Genomic DNA, 15,627 nt, shown 5'->3' with positions numbered 1-15,627 from the left:
GCCACGGCAGACGAGTCGGCCGGGCGGCCGCGTCGGGATCTCCGGATCCCGCCGAGGAACGTCCGGGCTCCACAGGGCAGGGTGGTGGCTAACGGCCACCCGGGGTGACCCGCGGGACAGTGCCACAGAAAGCAGACCGCCGGGGGCTTCGGTCCTCGGTAAGGGTGAAACGGTGGTGTAAGAGACCACCAGCGCCTGGGGTGACCCAGGCGGCTAGGTAAACCCCACCCGGAGCAAGGTCAAGAGGAGCCGTCTTCGGACGGCTCTGCGCGAACGCTCGAGGGCTGCCCGCCCGAGTTCGCGGGTAGACCGCACGAGGCCGGCGGCAACGCCGGTCCTAGATGGATGGCCGTCTCCCCGGCGACCGCGAGGTCACCGGGAGACAGAACCCGGCGTACAGGCCGGCTCGTCTGCCGTACCTCTCCGATCCGCGCATGCGCGGGACCCGGGGAGGCTCTTTTTTTGCCCTCAGACGCCACACACGGAGGACTGGTACGGTAAAGCCGTACGGCTCGTAATGTCGTACGGCTCATGAATACCTGGAGGTCAGCCCATGCCGATCTCGGCGAACGAAGCCCGCACCCGCTTCTACCCACTGATCCGACAGGTCAACGAGGATCACGAACCGATAGAGGTCACCTCCCGCGAGCACGGCGACGTCGTCATCATGGCCGCCGAGGACTTCCGGTCCTGGCAGGAGACGGTCTACCTCCTGCGCTCGCCTCGTAACGCGCAGATCCTCATGGAGTCCATCGCCGAACTCGACGCCGGCCACGGGCAGGCGCGTGAACTCATCGAAACGGTGGATGACGCGGGGTCCGCCGCGTGAAGGTGGTGTTCTCCAGCCGTGCGTGGGACCAGTACACCTACTGGGCGACGGCCGATCCGAAGATCCTCAGGAGGATCAATCGGCTGATCAAGGAGATTCAGCGAACGCCGTTCGAAGGGGCCGGGAAGCCCGAGCCGCTCAAGGAGAATCTCTCCGGGTGGTGGTCCCGGAGGATCACCGACGAGCACCGTATCGTCTACCGGATCAAAGACCAGGCCGTGGAAATCGCGCAGGCTCGATACCACTACTGAGCGGCGCCGCGAAAAGGCCCCCGCCCCCGGCGAATCCAGGGGGCGGGGGCTTTCCCGTCGGCTACCGCAGGTGCGACGTGTCGTTCAGGAGGCGGACCGAGGCGTTGCCGTCGGCGTAGTAGGCCACCGCCGAGAGCGAGGCCGCGGAGAGCTCCATCCGGAACAGCGACTCCGGCGGGGCGCCGAGCGCGAGGCGCACCAGCATCTTGACCGGGGTCACGTGCGTGACCAGCAGCACCGTGCGGCCCGCGTGCACGGCCAGCAGCCGGTCCCGGGTCGCCGAGATGCGGCGGGTGGCCGCCGTGAAGCTCTCGCCGCCGCCCGTCGGGGCCGCCTTCGGGGAGTCGAGCCAGGCCTGGAGGTCGTCCGGGAAGCGCTCCTTCACCTCGGCGAAGGTCAGGCCCTCCCAGGCGCCGAAGTCCACCTCGCGCAGGCCCTCCTCGACGGTGACCTCCAGCCCGAGGCGGTCCGCGACGGCCTGCGCGGTCTCCCGGCAGCGGCGCAGCGGGGAGCTGACGATCGTCTGGACGGTGCCGCGCGCGGCCAGCGCCTCGGCCACCGCCGAAGCCTGGCGGCGGCCGGCCGGGGACAGCTCCGGGTCGGCGCCGCCGCTGCCGGAGAAGCGCTTCTGCGGAGTCAGGGCCGTCTCGCCGTGGCGCAGCAGGACGAAGGTCGCCGGGGTCCCCATGTCGGGGCCCCAGCCCGGCGTGGCGGTCGGGGCCTGGGCCTGGGCGGCCGCCGGGGCGGGGACGTGTCCCGGGGCGGTGGCGCCGGGCTCCGCGAACAGGGCGTCGGCTCCGGCCTCCTCGCGTGCCGGGGCGGTGGCCGGCGTACGGGAGGTGAAGGCGAGGGCGGCCCGTACGGCCGCGGCACCCTTCGCGGCATCTCCCGGAAGGCCCGCCGGCGGGGTGGCCAGGGCGCGCGCCGCCGAGGTGTCCAGGGCCGCCGACGAAGCCGACGGCTCCCACTGCTTGCCGCGCTTGCCCGCGTCCATCGCCTCGTTGGCGAGCCGGTCCGCGTGCTTGTTCCGCTCGCGCGGGATCCACTCGTACGTGACCTGCGCGCGGGGCAGGATCGTTGCCGCCTCCGCCGCGAGGGGCTTCATGTCCGGGTGCTTGATCTTCCAGCGGCCGGACATCTGCTCGACGACCAGCTTGGAGTCCATGCGGACCTGGACCACGGCGTCGGGGGCCAGTTCGCGGGCGGCCTTGAGGCCGGCGATCAGCCCCTTGTACTCGGCCACGTTGTTCGTCGCCACGCCGATGTACTCGGCGCGCTCGGCCAGCGTCTCGCCCGTCGCCGGGTCCAGGACGACGGCGCCGTAGCCGGCGGGCCCCGGGTTGCCCCGGGAGCCCCCGTCCGCCTCCACGACGAACCGGACAAGCCTCTGCATCAGATGCCCGAGTCGGCCGTACGGACCAGGATGCGGCCGCAGTTCTCGTGACGTACGACCTGGTCGCGGGCCGCGGCCTTGATCTCGTTGACCTCGGCCAGGTCGAGCTCCAGGCGGCAGCCCTCGCAGCGGCGCTGGTACAGGCGGGCTGCGCCGACGCCGCCCTGCTTGACGCGGATCTTCTCGTACAGGGCCATCAGGTCGGCCGGCATCGAGGCGACGATGACCTCGCGGTCCTTGGCGATCTTCGCGGCCTCGGCGTCGAGCTCGCCGGTGGCCGCGTCACGGCGGGCGGTGGCGTCCGTCAGCTTGGCCTCGAGGGTGGAGACCCGCTCGGTGAGCTCGGTGACCCGCTCCTGCGCGCCCTCCAGGCGCTCCATGACCTCGAGGACGACGTCCTCCAGGTCGGCCTGGCGCTTGGCGAGGGAGACGACCTCGCTCTGCAGGTTCGCCAGGTCGCGGGCCGAGACGCCGGCGCCGGACTCGAGCCGCTGCTGGTCGCGGGCCGCGCGCTGGCGCACCTGGTCGACGTCCTGCTCCGCCTTGGTCTGCTCGCGGGCGGCGTCGCTCGCCTGCGTCTGGGCCGCCACGAGCAGGTCGCGCTGCTGCGTCAGGTCCTTGCCCAGGGACTCGACCTCGGTGTGCTCCGGCAGCGACTTGCGCTTGTGGGCGAGCTGAGACAGCCGGACGTCCAGGGCCTGGATGTCGAGGAGTCGGATCTGGTCGGCGGGCTCGGCGTTCAGTTGGGGGCTCCAGAGATAGAAGGGGGTGTGACGGACGGCGCGTGCGCCGTCCACGGGTCGGTGACCGTGCGCGAGACGTGGGTGCGCAGACCCCAGCCGTGGCGCTCGGAGATCGCGTCGAGCTGCGCGGCCGCCTGCTCGCACCAGGGCCACTCGGTGGCCCAGTGCGCGGCGTCGACGAGGGCGAGCGGGCTCTGCTCGCGGGCCTCGGACACGGGGTGGTGGCGCAGGTCGGCGGTGAGGTAGACGTCCACGCCGGCGGCGCGGACGGCCGCGAAGTTGCTGTCGCCGGAGCCGCCGCTGACGGCGACGGTACGGACGGGCATGTCGGGGTCGCCGGCGACGCGGATGCCCTGCGCGGTCTGCGGCAGCCGGGCGGCGGCGCGGGCGGCGAACGCGCGCAGGGTCTCGGGGTGGTCCAGCTCGCAGATCCGGCCGAGGCCGCGGCGGCCCTCGGGGTCGCTCGGATCGGGGATCAGCGGGCCGGTGATCCGCAGGTCGAGGGCGCCTGCGAGGGCGTCCGAGACGCCGGGGTCGGCGGTGTCCGCGTTGGTGTGGGCGACGTGCAGCGCGATGTCGTTCTTGATCAGCGTGTGCACGACGCGGCCCTTGAACGTGCCGGCCTCGACGGTGGTGGTGCCCCGCAGGTAGAGGGGGTGGTGGGTGACGACCAGGTCGACGCCGAGCTTCACGGCCTCGTCGACGATCTCCTGCACGGGGTCGACGGCGAACAGGACCCGGGAGACCTCGGCGTCGGGATCGCCGCAGACGGTTCCGACGGCGTCCCACTGCTCGGCCCGCGAGGGGGGCCAGAGAGCGTCCAGCGCGGCAATGACTTCAGAGAGACGTGGCACAGGCCAAGGCTACCGTCCGTACGGGAGCGGCAGAGTCCGTACGGGGTCCCGGCCGCCCGTACGTCTGCTCCGTACTTGCTCGACGACTTGCCCGACGGCTTAGCCGACGACTTAGGCGACGGCGGCGGTTCCGCGGCGTCGGAAGGACATGTCGGATCTGTATCGCACAGCACAACCGCCCCCGCCACCACTGCCGAACCGCCGGGCGGCCACCCGTATGTGTGAAGCGGGGAAGGTCGCACTGTTCGGGCCGAACTGCGAAAACTAGCTTTCCTCCCCGGAGGTGACGCACGGATGACTGTCTGTGCCATCGAGATCACGACGACGGCCCCGTTCACCATCGCCGCGGACGGGTCGTACGCTGCCCGGCTGGCCGGGGACGGTGAGGCCCGCTACCCCGAGCGCTGGACGCTGGCCGGGCCCGAGCCGTACGCGGTGCCGCTGCCGCTCGCGCAGCCCGAGGAGGCCGACAGCGAGGTGCTGGCGCTGGCCGACGGGCGGGTGCTGATCCACCGTCGGGTCGCGCAGCGGCACGCCTTCGCGCTGCTGTACCCGACGGGCGGCGCCGCGGCCGGGCCCCGGACCGGGGAGCTCCCGCTGGGCTCGGTGGAGCCCGGGGACGGCGGCGTACGGGTGTCCCTGCTGCCCCCGTCGCCGGACGGATGCGGCGCCTTCGCCCTGGCCGCCTCGGACGCCGGGACCACGGTCTGGCAGGTGGCCGGGGGCGCCTTCGGGCAGGTCGCCCGGATCCCGGGCCGGTGCTCGGGCGGCGTCTGGCTCGACCGGGCCGGCCGGATACTGGCGCTGGACCGCGAGCTGGAGGGCACCACCAAGGCCGTCGCGGTGGACCTGGGCCGCGGCGGCGAGGTGTCCCCGCTGCTCCAGATCGCGGAGGGCAGCGACGACCGGCTGCTGCTGGCCGACCCCGACAGCGGGCTGCTGCTGATCCGCTCGGACGCCCCGGGCGAACCGCGCCTGGGCTGGGGGGTGCTGGGCAGCTCCCTCCCGGTGCGCTTCCCGGAGTGCCTGCGCGGGGAGGCGGGGATCCCGTTCGCGGTGCAGCCGGGCCAGGCCCTCATGCCGGAGACCTGCGGGGTCGCGCTCCGGCTGGAGGACGGTGGGATCGGCCTGTGGCGGCCCGCCGACCGGCACGTCTTCCGCCTCGGGGCGCCCGACGGCTGGCTCGGTACGGGGCTGTGGAGCCGGGAGGGCCGTCTGCACCTCCCGTACGCCACCCCCGAGGTCCCGTGCGGGATCACGAGCCTGACCCTGCCGGTGGCCCCGCCGCCCCCGGTCAGGCTCGACCCGCCGCCGCCGGCGGCGCCGCGGCCCGTACCGCTGCAGCAGGCTCCGCTGTAACTCGGCGGCCTTCGAAGGCCAGGTCGCGGGCCGCATCGAGCGCCGTGGCCACCGCGCCCAGCAGGACCGCGTCCTCCCCCAGGCTGCTGGGCGCCACCTTCGGCCGCAGCGGTGTGAGGGTGCGCAGCGTCTGCCGGACCGTGCGCAGCAGGTCGGCGTTGCGGCCGACCCCGCCGCCGAGGACGACGAGGTCCGGGTCGAGGACGGCGGAGACCGCCGCGACGGTGTGGGCGAGGCGTTCGCCCTCGAGTTCCACCGCCCGGGCGGCGGCCGCGTCTCCCGCCCGGGCGGCGTCGAAGACGTCCTTGGCGGTGAGGGGCCCGGTCATCCCGTGGGCGCGGGCCGTCTGGACCACGGCCTCGGCGGAGACGGCGTCCTCCATGCTGTCGGCCTCGGGCTCCGGCTCCCGGTGGCCCGCCCACGGCAGGAAGCCGATCTCGCCGGCGCCGCCGTGCGCCCCGGTGAACAGCCGGCCCTCGTTGACGATGCCCATGCCGAGGCCGGTCCCGATCATGACGTAGACGAAGAGCCGGCTGCCCGCGCCGACGCCGTACGTGTACTCGCCGAGCGCCGCGAGGTTGGCGTCGTTCTGGACGGCGACGGGCAGGCCGAGCCCGTCGCGGATCCGGTCGAGCAGCCCCGGGCGGCCCCAGCCGGGCAGTTGCTGGGCGTACCGGACCCGGCGCTCGTCCTCGTCGTAGACGCCGGGTGTGCCGACGACGGCCTGGGTGACCTTGCCCGGGTCCAGTGCGGAGTCGGCGACGAGCCCGCGGGCGGCGGACACGGCGAGGTCGGCCATGCTGTTCGCGGTGCGGGCCTGGTTGCGGACGTCGGAGCGGGCGACGACGGTGCCGTCGAGGTCGGCCAGGGCGACGCGCAGCCAGCTCCGGCCGATGTCGAGTCCGAGGGCGTAACCGGCCGTCGGATCGGGGGCGTAGAGCACGGCGATCCGGCCCCGCTCGGGTGCGTGCGTACCGGCCTCCCGGACCAGGCCGGCCTGTTCGAGGGCGGCGAGCGCGCTGGAGACGGTGGGCTTGGACAGCCCCGTCTCGCGCGCGAGCTGGGCCCGCGAGGCGGCCCCGCCGGACCGCAGCCGGTCCCACAGCAGCCGCTCGTTGGCGCTGCGCTGCCGTTGGGGGTTCCAGGGCTGCTCGGCGCCCTCGTCGCTGCTGGTCATCAGGTCATTCTCGCGCAGCGGGGGGCGCTGCGGCGGTGCGGCTGACCCGGGAAGGGCGTCAAGGAATTCTTGACAACTCGACCGCGTCAAGGTTTCCTTGACGCATGTCGATCTTGAATTCGAAGGCCCGGCACCGGGTCGCCTTTCCCACCACCACATCCATGGCCGCCGTACTGCCGCTCGCCGTGAGCCTGCCGGCCGTGACGGTGATGTTCGGCGACGGGCTCGGTACCTCCGCCACCGTCGCCCTGATCGTCGCGGGCCTCGCACTCATCGCCTGCACGGCCGGCCTGACCGCCCGCAATGCCGAGCAGGTGCGCCGCGACGAGGAAGTCCTCGACGCCCTCGAACCCCTTGCGGGACTGCGCCGATGAACGACGGACCCCTGCTCCACCCTGCGGAGATGGACCGGATCCGGGAAGGGATCGCCGCAGCCGTCCTCGGCGCGCCCGAGGGACTGGCCGACTCGCTCGAGCACGACGCGCACGGCTACCTGCGCCTGGTGGACGCCTCGCGCGTCGGAGCCGAGGAGGCGAGCCGGCTGCTGCGCGAGGCCGTCCAGGGCGCCAGGGCCGCCGGCCACAGCTGGGACACGGTGGGCCGCGTCCTGGGAGTGAGCCGCCAGGCCGCCCAGCAGCGCTTCGCGGGCAAGGCTGCGGGTGCGGGCTCGCCGCCGCCCGCCGAGGGCCCGAACGCCCCGAAGCGCCGCACCCTCAGCGGGTTGACCGCGTTCAACGAGATGGCCGCCCTGGACGAGGCCGGCCGCGACGGCTGGCACATGGTCGGCTACGGCCCCTTCTTCCACGAGGTGGAGGCTTCCACCCACCCCTGGGAGCACTGCCGGGTGACGCTCCCCTCCATCGCGCGACACCGGCGGATGGAATCGGAAGGATGGATTCCGGTCGGCGTGGGATGGTTCCCGTGGCGGTACTACAAGCGGCCCCTCCGCCCCGCCGGCTAGTCGTGCTTGAGGCCCAGGACCTCCACCGCGGCGAACGTCTCGTTCGCCGGACGGGCGTCGTAGTGCGGGGTGAGCAGCTCGTCCAGCTCCTCGTAGGAGAAGGCCTCCTTGCCCGTGTCGAACTTCGCGGCCACCTTCGGGCGTTCCATCACGACCACGATCCCGCCGTGCACGACGAACAGCTGCCCGTTGGCCTTCGCCGAGGCCGGCGAGGCCAGGTAGCCGACCAGCGGCGAGACGTGCTCGGGGGCCAGCGGGTCGAGCCTGCCCTCCTCCGGGACCTGGAAGCCCGCGAACACGTCCTCCGTCATCCGGGTCCGGGCGCGCGGGCAGATGGCGTTGGCCGTCACCCCGTACTTGGCGAGGGCCAGGGCGGTCGAGGTCGTCAGGCCCACGATGCCGCCCTTGGCCGCCGCGTAGTTCGGCTGGCCGGCCGAGCCGCCGAGGAAGGCCTCGGAGGATGTGTTGACGATCCGGCCGTAGACCGGCCCGCCCGCCGCCTTCGAGCGTTCGCGCCAGTGCACGGAGGCGAAGTGCGTGGTGTTGAAGTGGCCCTTGAGGTGGACCCGGATGACCGAGTCCCACTCCTCCTCCGACATGGAGAAGACCATCCGGTCGCGCAGGATGCCCGCGTTGTTGACCAGGATGTCGAGCTTCCCGAAGCTGCTCACCGCCAGCTCGACCAGCTCGCGCGCCTGCTCGAAGTCGGCCACGTCACCGAGGTGCGCCACCGCCTGCCCGCCCGCGGCGCGGATCTCGGCGGCCACCTCCTCCGCCGGGGCGGCCGAGGCCTCCCCGGAGCCGTCGCGTCCGCTCTGGCCGAAGTCGTTGACGACCACGCTCGCGCCGAGCCGCGCGAGCTCGATCGCCTCGGCCCGGCCGAGCCCGCGGCCGGCGCCGGTGACAATGGCGCAGAGCCCCTCAAGTGGCAGTGACATCTACCGGATTCCTCTCAGAGTTCGATGCAGGTGCGCAGGGCGACGCCCGTACGCATCTGGTCGAGGGCGTCGTTGATCTCGGCGAGGTGCACCCGGTGGGTGATCAGGCCCGCCAGGTCCACCCGGCCCGCCCGCCACAGCGCGATGGTGCGCTCGTACGAGCGGAGCACGTCCCCGCCCCCGTACATCGACGGCAGGATCTTCTTCTCGTCGAAGAACAGCGAGAACATGTTGATCGAGTAGTTGTCGTCGAGCGCGCCCGCGCCGACCACGACGACGGACCCGCCGCGCCGGGTCATCTCGTACGCGGTCTGCGTGGTGGCGGACTTGCCGACGACCTCGAAGACGTAGTCGAAGCCCTCACCGCCCGTGATGCGGTTCTTGGCGTCGGCGAAGGCCTCCGGTGCGACCCCCTCGGTCGCGCCGAAGCGCAGCGCCGCCTCGCGCCGCGAGGCCACCGGGTCCACGGCGATGATCTGCGCCGCGCCCTGCACCTTGGCGCCCTGGATGACGGAGATGCCGACGCCGCCGCAGCCGATGACGGCGACGGAGGACCCGGCCTCCACCTTGGCGGTGTTGATGGCCGCGCCGAGGCCGGTGGTCACCCCGCAGCCGATCAGCGCGGCGATGTCGTACGGCAGGTCGTCGGGGATCGGTACGGCGCACGCGGCGGGCACCACCATCTCCTCGGCGAAGGTGCCGGTGCCGGCGAAGCCGAAGATGTCCCCGCCGCCCGTGCGGCGGAAGTTGGGCGTGACCACGTTCGCGAACGACTCCAGGCACAGGTGGCCCTGGCCGCGCTTGCAGGCGGGACAGTGCCCGCACGGCGGCAGCCAGCAGACGAGGACCCGGTCGCCGATGGCGTGGGTGGTGACCCCGTCGCCGACGTCGACGATCTCGCCCGAGCCCTCGTGGCCGGGTATGAAGGGGGCGGGCTGCGGCAGCACGCCGCTCATCGCGGAGAGGTCCGAGTGGCACAGGCCGGTGGCCTTGATGCGGATACGGACCTTGCCGGGGCCGAAGCCCGCGGTCTCCATGTCCTCGACGACCTCGAGCTTGTCCTGGCCTATCTCGCTCTGCAGTGCTGCGCGCACGGTGCGGCTCCTTTGTGGTCGGGCGTTACGCGTGTTCGACGACGGTGTCGGCGAGGACCGGCGCGTCGTCGCGTTCGACGGCGGTCACCGAGACCCGGACCTGGCCCGGCTCCTCCCACATCCGGATCCGCAGGGTCTCGCCCGGGAAGACGATCCCGGCGAAGCGCGTGCGGTAGGCCCGGACCCGCGAGACGTCCCCGCCCAGCGCCGTGTCGACGACGGCCTTGAGGGTCATCCCGTACGAGCACAGGCCGTGCAGGATCGGCCGGTCGAAGCCGGCCAGCTTGGCGAACTCGGGGTCGGCGTGCAGGGGGTTCCAGTCGCCGGAGAGCCGGTACAGGAGCGCCTGCTCCTCACGGATGTGCCGCTCCTCGACCCGGTCGGGCGCCCGCTCGGGCAGCTCGGTCTTGACGGAGGGGCCGCGGTCGCCGCCGAACCCGCCTTCTCCCCGTACGAAGATCTGCGCGTCGCTCGTCCACAGCGGCCCGTCGGCGTCCGCGACTTCGGTGCGCAGCACGATCACGGCGGCCTTGCCCTTGTCGTAGAGGGCGGCGACCTTGGCGGAGGAGGTGGCGCTGCCCTTGACGGGGATGGGGCGGTGCAGCTCGATGGACTGGCCGCCGTGCAGGACGTTGGCGAGGTTGACCTCGATCCCGGGAGCGGCGAGGCCGCCCATCATGGCCATCCCGGCACCGGCGACGGTCGCGAAGCTGGGGAGTACGTGGAGTCTGGACTCGAGGGTGTAGCGCAGCTCGTCGGGGTCGGTGGCAGGGATGCCTGCGCCGAGGCCGAGGTGGTAGAGCTGGATGTCCTTGTGGTCCCAGGCGATGTCCCCCTGGCGGGGGTCTGCGGCGAGGGCCCTGGCGGCATCGATCGGCATTGAGGATGCTGCTCCTTGTTTCGGTTCCCGTTTGCTTCTGCTTGGAAGACCTCGGTGCGGTCGTCCGCACCGTCGGCCGCACCGAGGTCGTTTGCGGGACCGGCCGTCTTCTAGAACGCGTTCTAGGTCGAGCCGGTGAAGGAATGTATAACGCACGCCCCAGCAGTTGGGAAGACTCCTGACTCCACGTCAGGATGACGTTGGCCGGAGCTGTTGCCGGGCACTCGGGGGTCGGGGCCCTAGGGTGGCGGGGTGGACGAGATGCCCCGGAATTTCCGTACGGCGAGGTCGTTGCGGGTCCTGCTGGCGGAGGGTCCGGGCACGTCGGCCGGCGCGCTGGCGGTTCTGCTCGGGCTGGAGCCGGACCTCGACGTGGTCGCCCGGGTCGCGCCCGGTGCGGACGTGGGCGCGGCGGCGCTGACGGCCTGTCCGGCCGTGGCGCTGGTGGACGCGGACCGGCCGGAGGTGCTCGCGGAGGTGGCGGCGGTGTGCCGCGAGGCCCCGGAGTGCCGGGTGCTGCTGCTGGCCGGGTCGGCCAGGCCGGGCCTGGTCGAGGGGGCGCTCGCCGCGGGAGCGGCGGGGGTGGTGCTGCGGGACGACCCTCCCGGAGCACTGGCCGACGCCGTCCGCCGCGCCGTGACGGGCGAGACGGTCACGGACCCGACGTTCGAACCGTAGCGCGGCCGGGCGGGGCGGTCGTTCCCGGCCACCGATTGACGGATTCCGCCGCAGCGCGCCGTCCGGGTGCCGGACCAGGATGGGACGCCCTTCAACCTAGCTTCGTGGAGACGGAACCATGCGCGTATCCGCCCTGTCCGCCACCGTCGTACTGGTCGCCGCCGCGCTCACGGCAGGCGCCGCCCCGGCCATCGCCGACACCCCGGCCGGCCCGGTCCTCAGTGTCCCGCTGGAGGCCGGTACCGGCCTCCACCACAACACCGGAACGGTGATCTACGAGCGCGTCGACGGCGAGGTGAACTCGGTCAGGATCATCTCGGTCAGCATCACCAGCGGCGAGCGCGACTGCGCCTGGGTGTCGTGGAACGACCCGCACGACCCGAACGGCTGGTCCAACCTGACCAGCGAGCCGTCCTGCAACGGCACCGGCCTGGGCGAGTCGCCCGACCGGATCATCAAGGCGCCGGCCGGCCATCCGCTCAAGGTGCGCCTGACCGCCACCCACCCCGGCTCCGACCTGGTGCACAAGGACGTCGAGAAGCTCTGACCGGGCCGGGCGCTACGAGCGGTCGCCTGCGCGCGCGTGGGCGAGGGCGGCCAGCAGGTCGCTCTCGCCCGGGACCGTGAACAGGCGCTTGGGCAGCACCACGAGGCAGGTCCGGCGGCGCGCGCGGCCCACGAACACGTGCAGCCGCGGCGTCTCGTGGTACCAGCGGACCTCGTCCCACGCGAGCCGCATCGACTCCCCGCCGCGGAACGCCGTGATGCCCTCCCGGTCCACCACGGCCCGCTTCTGCTCGGCGGCCCGGCCGGAGCGGAACCCCAGGGCCACCGTCAGTCGCGGCAGGACCAGCAGCACGACCAGGCCGTACGCCACCGCGATGCCGAGGGAGACGGGGTGCACGGTCAGGCCGTCCGAGGACGGCGACACGCTCGCCGCGCCCAGGAAGACCGTGCCGAGAGCGGCCACGGCGCGCCCCCTCCGGAACAGCCCGGCGGCCTTGGCGGCCTCGGTGTACTCGTCCCGGGTCACGTTGCCGGTGACACTGAAGGAGGTCTCGCGTATGTCGCTCACGGGGGCGGAGCCTATCCCTGTGCCCCCGGAGCGGCGGTCGGGGTCAGCCGCGCCGCAGTAGCGTCACGACGGCCGCACCGCCCAGGCCGATGTTGTGGGCCAGCGCGACCCGGGCCTGCGGGACCTGGCGGGGGCCGGCCTGGCCGCGCAACTGCCAGACCAGTTCCGCCGCCTGCGCGAGCCCGGTGGCTCCCAGGGGGTGGCCCTTCGAGATCAGGCCGCCCGAGGGGTTCACCACCCACCGCCCGCCGTACGTCGTCGCGCCCGACTCCACCAGCTTCCCGGCGGCGCCCTCCTCGCACATGCCCAGCGCCTCGTACGTCAGCAGCTCGTTGATCGAGAAGCAGTCGTGCAGCTCGATCACGTCCACGTCCTCGATGCCGAGTCCCGAGGACGAGAACACCGCCCGCCCCGCCGCCGCCGTCATCGGCTTGCCCACCACGTCGATGCACGAGCCGGAGGCGAACGACTCCTCCGTGTCCGTCGTCATCGCCTGCCCGACGATCTCCACCGCCTTGTCGTGCAGGCCGTGCCGGACGACGAACCGCTCCGAGACGACCACCGCGGCCGCCGCCCCGTCCGACGTGGGCGAGCACTGCAGCTTCGTCAGCGGCTCGTGGATCGGCTTCGCCGCCAGGATCTCCTCCACCGTGTACACGTCCTGGAACTGCGCGTTCGGATTGTTCGCCGAGTGCCGGTGGTTCTTCGCCCCCACCGCCGCCAGCTGCGCGGCCGTGGTCCCGTACCGCTCCATGTGCTCGCGCGCCGCGTTCCCGAAGATCTGCGCGGTCGGCGGGGACATCTCGAAGCCGTGGCCCGCGGCCATGATCCCGTAGTGCCGGGCCACCGGCGAGGTCTTGAAGTCGGAGCCCGCGTCGGCGCCACCGCCCAGCGCGCCCCGCTTCATCTTCTCGAAGCCCAGCGCGAGCACGCAGTCGCTGATCCCGCCCTCCACGAACTGCCGCGCCATCATCAGCGCCGTCGACCCCGTCGCGCAGTTGTTGTTCACGTTGTAGACCGGGACCCCGCTCAGCCCCAGCTCGTACGCGGCCCGCTGCCCGGCCGTGGAGGCCTGGAAGCAGTACCCCACCGGCACCTGCTCGACCTCCTCGTACGAGATCCCCGCGTCCGCCAGCGCCGCGGTCCCGGCCTCCTTCGCCATGTCCCAGTACTGCCAGTCCCTCGACTCCGGCTTCTCGAACTTCGTCATGCCGACGCCCACGATGTATGACTTCATGCCCGACAACTCCTAGTCCCTGGGGAGGCCGAGGATGCGCTCGGCGACGACGTTGAGCTGGACCTGTGTGGTGCCCCCGGCGATGGTCAGGCAGCGGGACATGAGCATCCCGTGCACCGCCCGCTCCCCCGCCCCCTCCCGTACCGCGCCCGCCGGGCCCAGCAGTTCGAGCGCGAGCTCGGCGGTCCGCTGCTGGTGCGGGGTCTGGACGAGCTTGCGTACGGACGCACCCGCGCCCGGCTCCAGCCCCGACACCTGCTGGAGCGTGGTGCGCAGCCCGATGCAGGCCAGGGCGTGCGCCTCGGCGGCGAGCGCCCCGATCCGCGCCCGGTACGCGCCGTCGAGTTCCGCCGAGCGGGCGATCAGCGCTTCAAGTCCGGTGTCGAAGGTCATCTGGTCGGCCATGTGGACCCGCTCGTTGCCGAGCGTGTTGCGGGCGACCTTCCACCCACCGTCGGGGGCGCCGACGAGGGCGTCCGCGGGCAGCAGGACGTCGTCGAACCAGACCTCGTTGAAGAGGGCCTCGCCGGTGATCTCCTTGAGCGGGCGCACGCCGATCCCCGGCGTGTTCTTCATGTCGACCACGAAGTAGCCGAGCCCCTTGTGCTTGGGGGCGGCCGGGTCGGTCCGGGCCAGCAGGATCCCGAAGTCGGCACTGTGCGCGGAACTCGTCCACACCTTCTGTCCGTTCACCTTCCAGGCGCCGTCCGCCGTCCGCTCCGCCCTGGTCCGCAGCGCGGCCAGGTCCGAGCCCGCCCCCGGCTCGGAGAACAGCTGGCACCAGGTGACGTCCCCGCGCAGGGTCGCCGGCAGGTACCGCTCCCGCTGCGCGTCGGTCCCGTAGGCGAGCAGCGAGGGCACGACCCAGGTGGCGATCCCGAGGTCGGCGAGCCTGACCCCGGCCGCGCGCAGTTCCTGCTGGACGACGAGCTGCTCGACGGGCCCGGCGCCGAGCCCGTGGGGCGGCGGCAGGTACGGGGCCGCGTACCCGGTGGGGGCCAGGATCCGCCGGGCGGCCGCCGGACCGAGTCCGCGCGCGTCCTCGATGGCGGTACGGGCCTTCGCGCGGTGGGTCTCCGCCTCCGCGGGCAGTTCCAGGCGCAGCTCGCGCCGGGCTCCGGCGGCCGCCAGCCGGACGGCCCGTACGCGGTGCCCGTCGCCGGGCCCGAGGAGCTGGCGGGCGACGACGGCCCGGCGGAGGTAGAGGTGAGCGTCGTGCTCCCAGGTGAAGCCGATCCCGCCGAGGACCTGGATGCAGTCCTTGGCGCAGGAGTAGGCGGCGTCGAGCGCGCTCCCGGCGGCCAGTGCGGCCACGAGCGAGCGCACCGGGGCTGGCTCGTCCATCACCTGGGCGGCGTCCCAGGCCAGGGCGCGGGCCTGTTCGAGGCGCACCAGCATGTCGGCGCACAGGTGCTTGACGCCCTGGAACTGCCCGATGGGCCGGCCGAACTGCTCGCGGACCTTGGCGTACTCGGCGGCGGTGTACAGCGCCCAGGCGGCGGTGCCGCAGGCGTCGGCGGCGAACAGGGCGCAGGCCAGGTCCCGGACCAGGGCCGCGTCCAGGCCGACCAGGCGCCCGGGCGGCACGGTGACGGCGCGGGCGCGCACCTCGGCGGTGGGCCGGGTCGGGTCGGCGCTCTCGTGCGTACGGATGTCCAGTGCGGCGGCGTCCACGGCGAACCAGCACGTGCCGTGCGCGGCCTCGGCGGCGAGCAGCACGAGGTCGGCCTCCCCGGCGCCGAGCACCGGGGGTGCGTCGCCGTCGAGCAGGTATCCGCCGCCCTCGACGGCGACGGCGGTCAGGGTCCCCGGGCCGAGGGCGACCGCGCCGACCCGCCCGTCGAGGGGTTCGGACCCGGCCCGGTCGAGCAGTACGGAGGCCAGCACGCTCGGCAGGAACGCCCCGGGCAGCGCCGCCCGGGCGGCCTCCTCGACGACGACGGCCAGGTCGAGCAGGGTGCCGCCCTCCAGGTGCGGCTCGAGCAGCCCCTGCGCGGCCATCGCGTCCCAGTAGGCCGGCCGCGCCCCGGTCTGCGGCGGGGTGTCGAGCAGCTTGCGCACCTCCTCGGGCGGCACGGCCCGCGCCACCCAGCCTCGTACGGCCCCGGCCAACTCCCGCTGTTCCCCAGTGATTCCGATGCCCATGCGCGGCAGGCTA

General features: G+C 73.2%; 17 protein-coding genes and 1 other RNA gene. 8 read left to right on the top strand and 10 right to left on the bottom strand.

Annotated features, from left to right (window positions below; genetic code table 11):
* Positions 1-11 precede the first annotated feature (11 nt).
* The 3 genes from rnpB to OHT74_RS26785 all read left to right on the top strand — a co-directional run bounded on the left by rnpB (position 12) and on the right by OHT74_RS26785 (position 1,080).
* An RNA gene (gene rnpB / locus OHT74_RS26795) (RNase P RNA component class A) lies at positions 12-413 on the top strand.
* Positions 414-553: 140 nt separating this feature from the next.
* A complete protein-coding gene (locus tag OHT74_RS26790) occupies positions 554-829 on the top strand; it encodes a type II toxin-antitoxin system Phd/YefM family antitoxin (RefSeq protein ID WP_266667493.1) in 276 nt (91 codons plus the stop codon).
* Positions 826-1,080, top strand: a complete 255-nt coding sequence (locus OHT74_RS26785) for a Txe/YoeB family addiction module toxin (protein WP_328621625.1) — start codon at positions 826-828, stop codon at positions 1,078-1,080. Before OHT74_RS26790 ends, OHT74_RS26785 begins: the two co-directional genes overlap by 4 nt.
* Positions 1,081-1,141: 61 nt before the next feature.
* On the opposite strand, the gene OHT74_RS26780 is transcribed toward OHT74_RS26785, so the two are convergent.
* The 3 genes from OHT74_RS26780 to OHT74_RS26770 are packed head-to-tail and all read right to left on the bottom strand — an operon-like array spanning position 1,142 to position 4,070.
* Positions 1,142-2,473 (bottom strand): bifunctional RNase H/acid phosphatase, encoded by a 1,332-nt coding sequence (locus OHT74_RS26780; RefSeq protein WP_328621624.1) that lies wholly within the window; start codon positions 2,471-2,473, stop codon positions 1,142-1,144.
* Positions 2,473-3,216: a zinc ribbon domain-containing protein gene (locus OHT74_RS26775; RefSeq protein WP_266999400.1), complete on the bottom strand. Its 744-nt coding sequence runs from the start codon at positions 3,214-3,216 to the stop codon at positions 2,473-2,475. Before OHT74_RS26775 ends, OHT74_RS26780 begins: the two co-directional genes overlap by 1 nt.
* Complete coding sequence (locus OHT74_RS26770; protein ID WP_266667487.1) at positions 3,213-4,070, bottom strand: Nif3-like dinuclear metal center hexameric protein; 858 nt, start codon at positions 4,068-4,070, stop codon at positions 3,213-3,215. The genes OHT74_RS26775 and OHT74_RS26770 overlap by 4 nt, the downstream gene beginning before the upstream one ends.
* Before the next feature lie 294 nt (positions 4,071-4,364).
* Between OHT74_RS26770 and OHT74_RS26765 the strand changes: the two genes are divergently transcribed.
* Complete coding sequence (locus tag OHT74_RS26765; protein ID WP_328621623.1) at positions 4,365-5,429, top strand: hypothetical protein; 1,065 nt, start codon at positions 4,365-4,367, stop codon at positions 5,427-5,429.
* On the opposite strand, the gene OHT74_RS26760 is transcribed toward OHT74_RS26765, so the two are convergent.
* Positions 5,365-6,606: an ROK family transcriptional regulator gene (locus OHT74_RS26760; protein ID WP_266667484.1), complete on the bottom strand. Its 1,242-nt coding sequence runs from the start codon at positions 6,604-6,606 to the stop codon at positions 5,365-5,367. The two genes, OHT74_RS26765 and OHT74_RS26760, sit on opposite strands and share 65 nt — an antisense overlap.
* 104 nt (positions 6,607-6,710) lie before the next feature.
* On the opposite strand from OHT74_RS26760, the gene OHT74_RS26755 reads away from it, so the two are divergent.
* Positions 6,711-6,980: a hypothetical protein gene (locus tag OHT74_RS26755; protein ID WP_266667482.1), complete on the top strand. Its 270-nt coding sequence runs from the start codon at positions 6,711-6,713 to the stop codon at positions 6,978-6,980.
* Positions 6,977-7,567, top strand: a complete 591-nt coding sequence (locus tag OHT74_RS26750) for a hypothetical protein (protein ID WP_328621622.1) — start codon at positions 6,977-6,979, stop codon at positions 7,565-7,567. The genes OHT74_RS26755 and OHT74_RS26750 overlap by 4 nt, the downstream gene beginning before the upstream one ends.
* Here the strand turns inward: OHT74_RS26750 and OHT74_RS26745 are convergent.
* From OHT74_RS26745 to OHT74_RS26735, 3 genes are read right to left on the bottom strand one after another with little or no spacing between them, the layout of a single operon-like run.
* Positions 7,564-8,505 carry a 3-oxoacyl-ACP reductase gene (locus OHT74_RS26745; RefSeq protein WP_328621621.1) on the bottom strand — a complete coding sequence of 314 codons (942 nt, stop codon included), beginning with the start codon at positions 8,503-8,505 and terminating at the stop codon, positions 7,564-7,566. The genes OHT74_RS26750 and OHT74_RS26745 overlap by 4 nt on opposite strands.
* 14 nt (positions 8,506-8,519) lie before the next feature.
* Positions 8,520-9,599 carry a Zn-dependent alcohol dehydrogenase gene (locus OHT74_RS26740; protein WP_266667476.1) on the bottom strand — a complete coding sequence of 360 codons (1,080 nt, stop codon included), beginning with the start codon at positions 9,597-9,599 and terminating at the stop codon, positions 8,520-8,522.
* 25 nt (positions 9,600-9,624) lie between these two features.
* Positions 9,625-10,479, bottom strand: coding sequence for a MaoC/PaaZ C-terminal domain-containing protein (locus OHT74_RS26735; RefSeq protein WP_328621620.1), 855 nt, complete (start codon positions 10,477-10,479; stop codon positions 9,625-9,627).
* 261 nt (positions 10,480-10,740) lie between these two features.
* On the opposite strand from OHT74_RS26735, the gene OHT74_RS26730 reads away from it, so the two are divergent.
* Complete coding sequence (locus OHT74_RS26730; protein ID WP_328623399.1) at positions 10,741-11,157, top strand: DNA-binding response regulator; 417 nt, start codon at positions 10,741-10,743, stop codon at positions 11,155-11,157.
* 118 nt (positions 11,158-11,275) lie between these two features.
* Positions 11,276-11,704, top strand: a complete 429-nt coding sequence (locus OHT74_RS26725) for a hypothetical protein (RefSeq protein WP_266667472.1) — start codon at positions 11,276-11,278, stop codon at positions 11,702-11,704.
* A 12-nt stretch (positions 11,705-11,716) separates the two neighbouring features.
* Here the strand turns inward: OHT74_RS26725 and OHT74_RS26720 are convergent, their stop codons facing one another.
* The 3 genes from OHT74_RS26720 to OHT74_RS26710 are packed head-to-tail and all read right to left on the bottom strand — an operon-like array spanning position 11,717 to position 15,614.
* Entirely contained in the window at positions 11,717-12,232 is a 516-nt protein-coding gene (locus tag OHT74_RS26720) for a YcxB family protein (RefSeq protein ID WP_328621619.1), read from the bottom strand.
* 43 nt (positions 12,233-12,275) lie between these two features.
* Positions 12,276-13,469, bottom strand: a complete 1,194-nt coding sequence (locus OHT74_RS26715) for a lipid-transfer protein (protein ID WP_328621618.1) — start codon at positions 13,467-13,469, stop codon at positions 12,276-12,278.
* Positions 13,470-13,481: 12 nt separating this feature from the next.
* On the bottom strand, positions 13,482-15,614 hold the full coding sequence (locus OHT74_RS26710; protein ID WP_328621617.1) for an acyl-CoA dehydrogenase: 2,133 nt from the start codon (positions 15,612-15,614) through the stop codon (positions 13,482-13,484).
* Between the last annotated feature and the right edge of the window lie 13 nt (positions 15,615-15,627).

It is taken from the genome of Streptomyces sp. NBC_00354 (genome assembly GCF_036106915.1).
In the GTDB taxonomy this organism is placed as follows: Bacteria; Actinomycetota; Actinomycetes; order Streptomycetales; family Streptomycetaceae; genus Streptomyces.
Note: the sequence above shows the minus strand (reverse complement) of the source record. Positions and strands in the feature narration are given on the sequence as shown.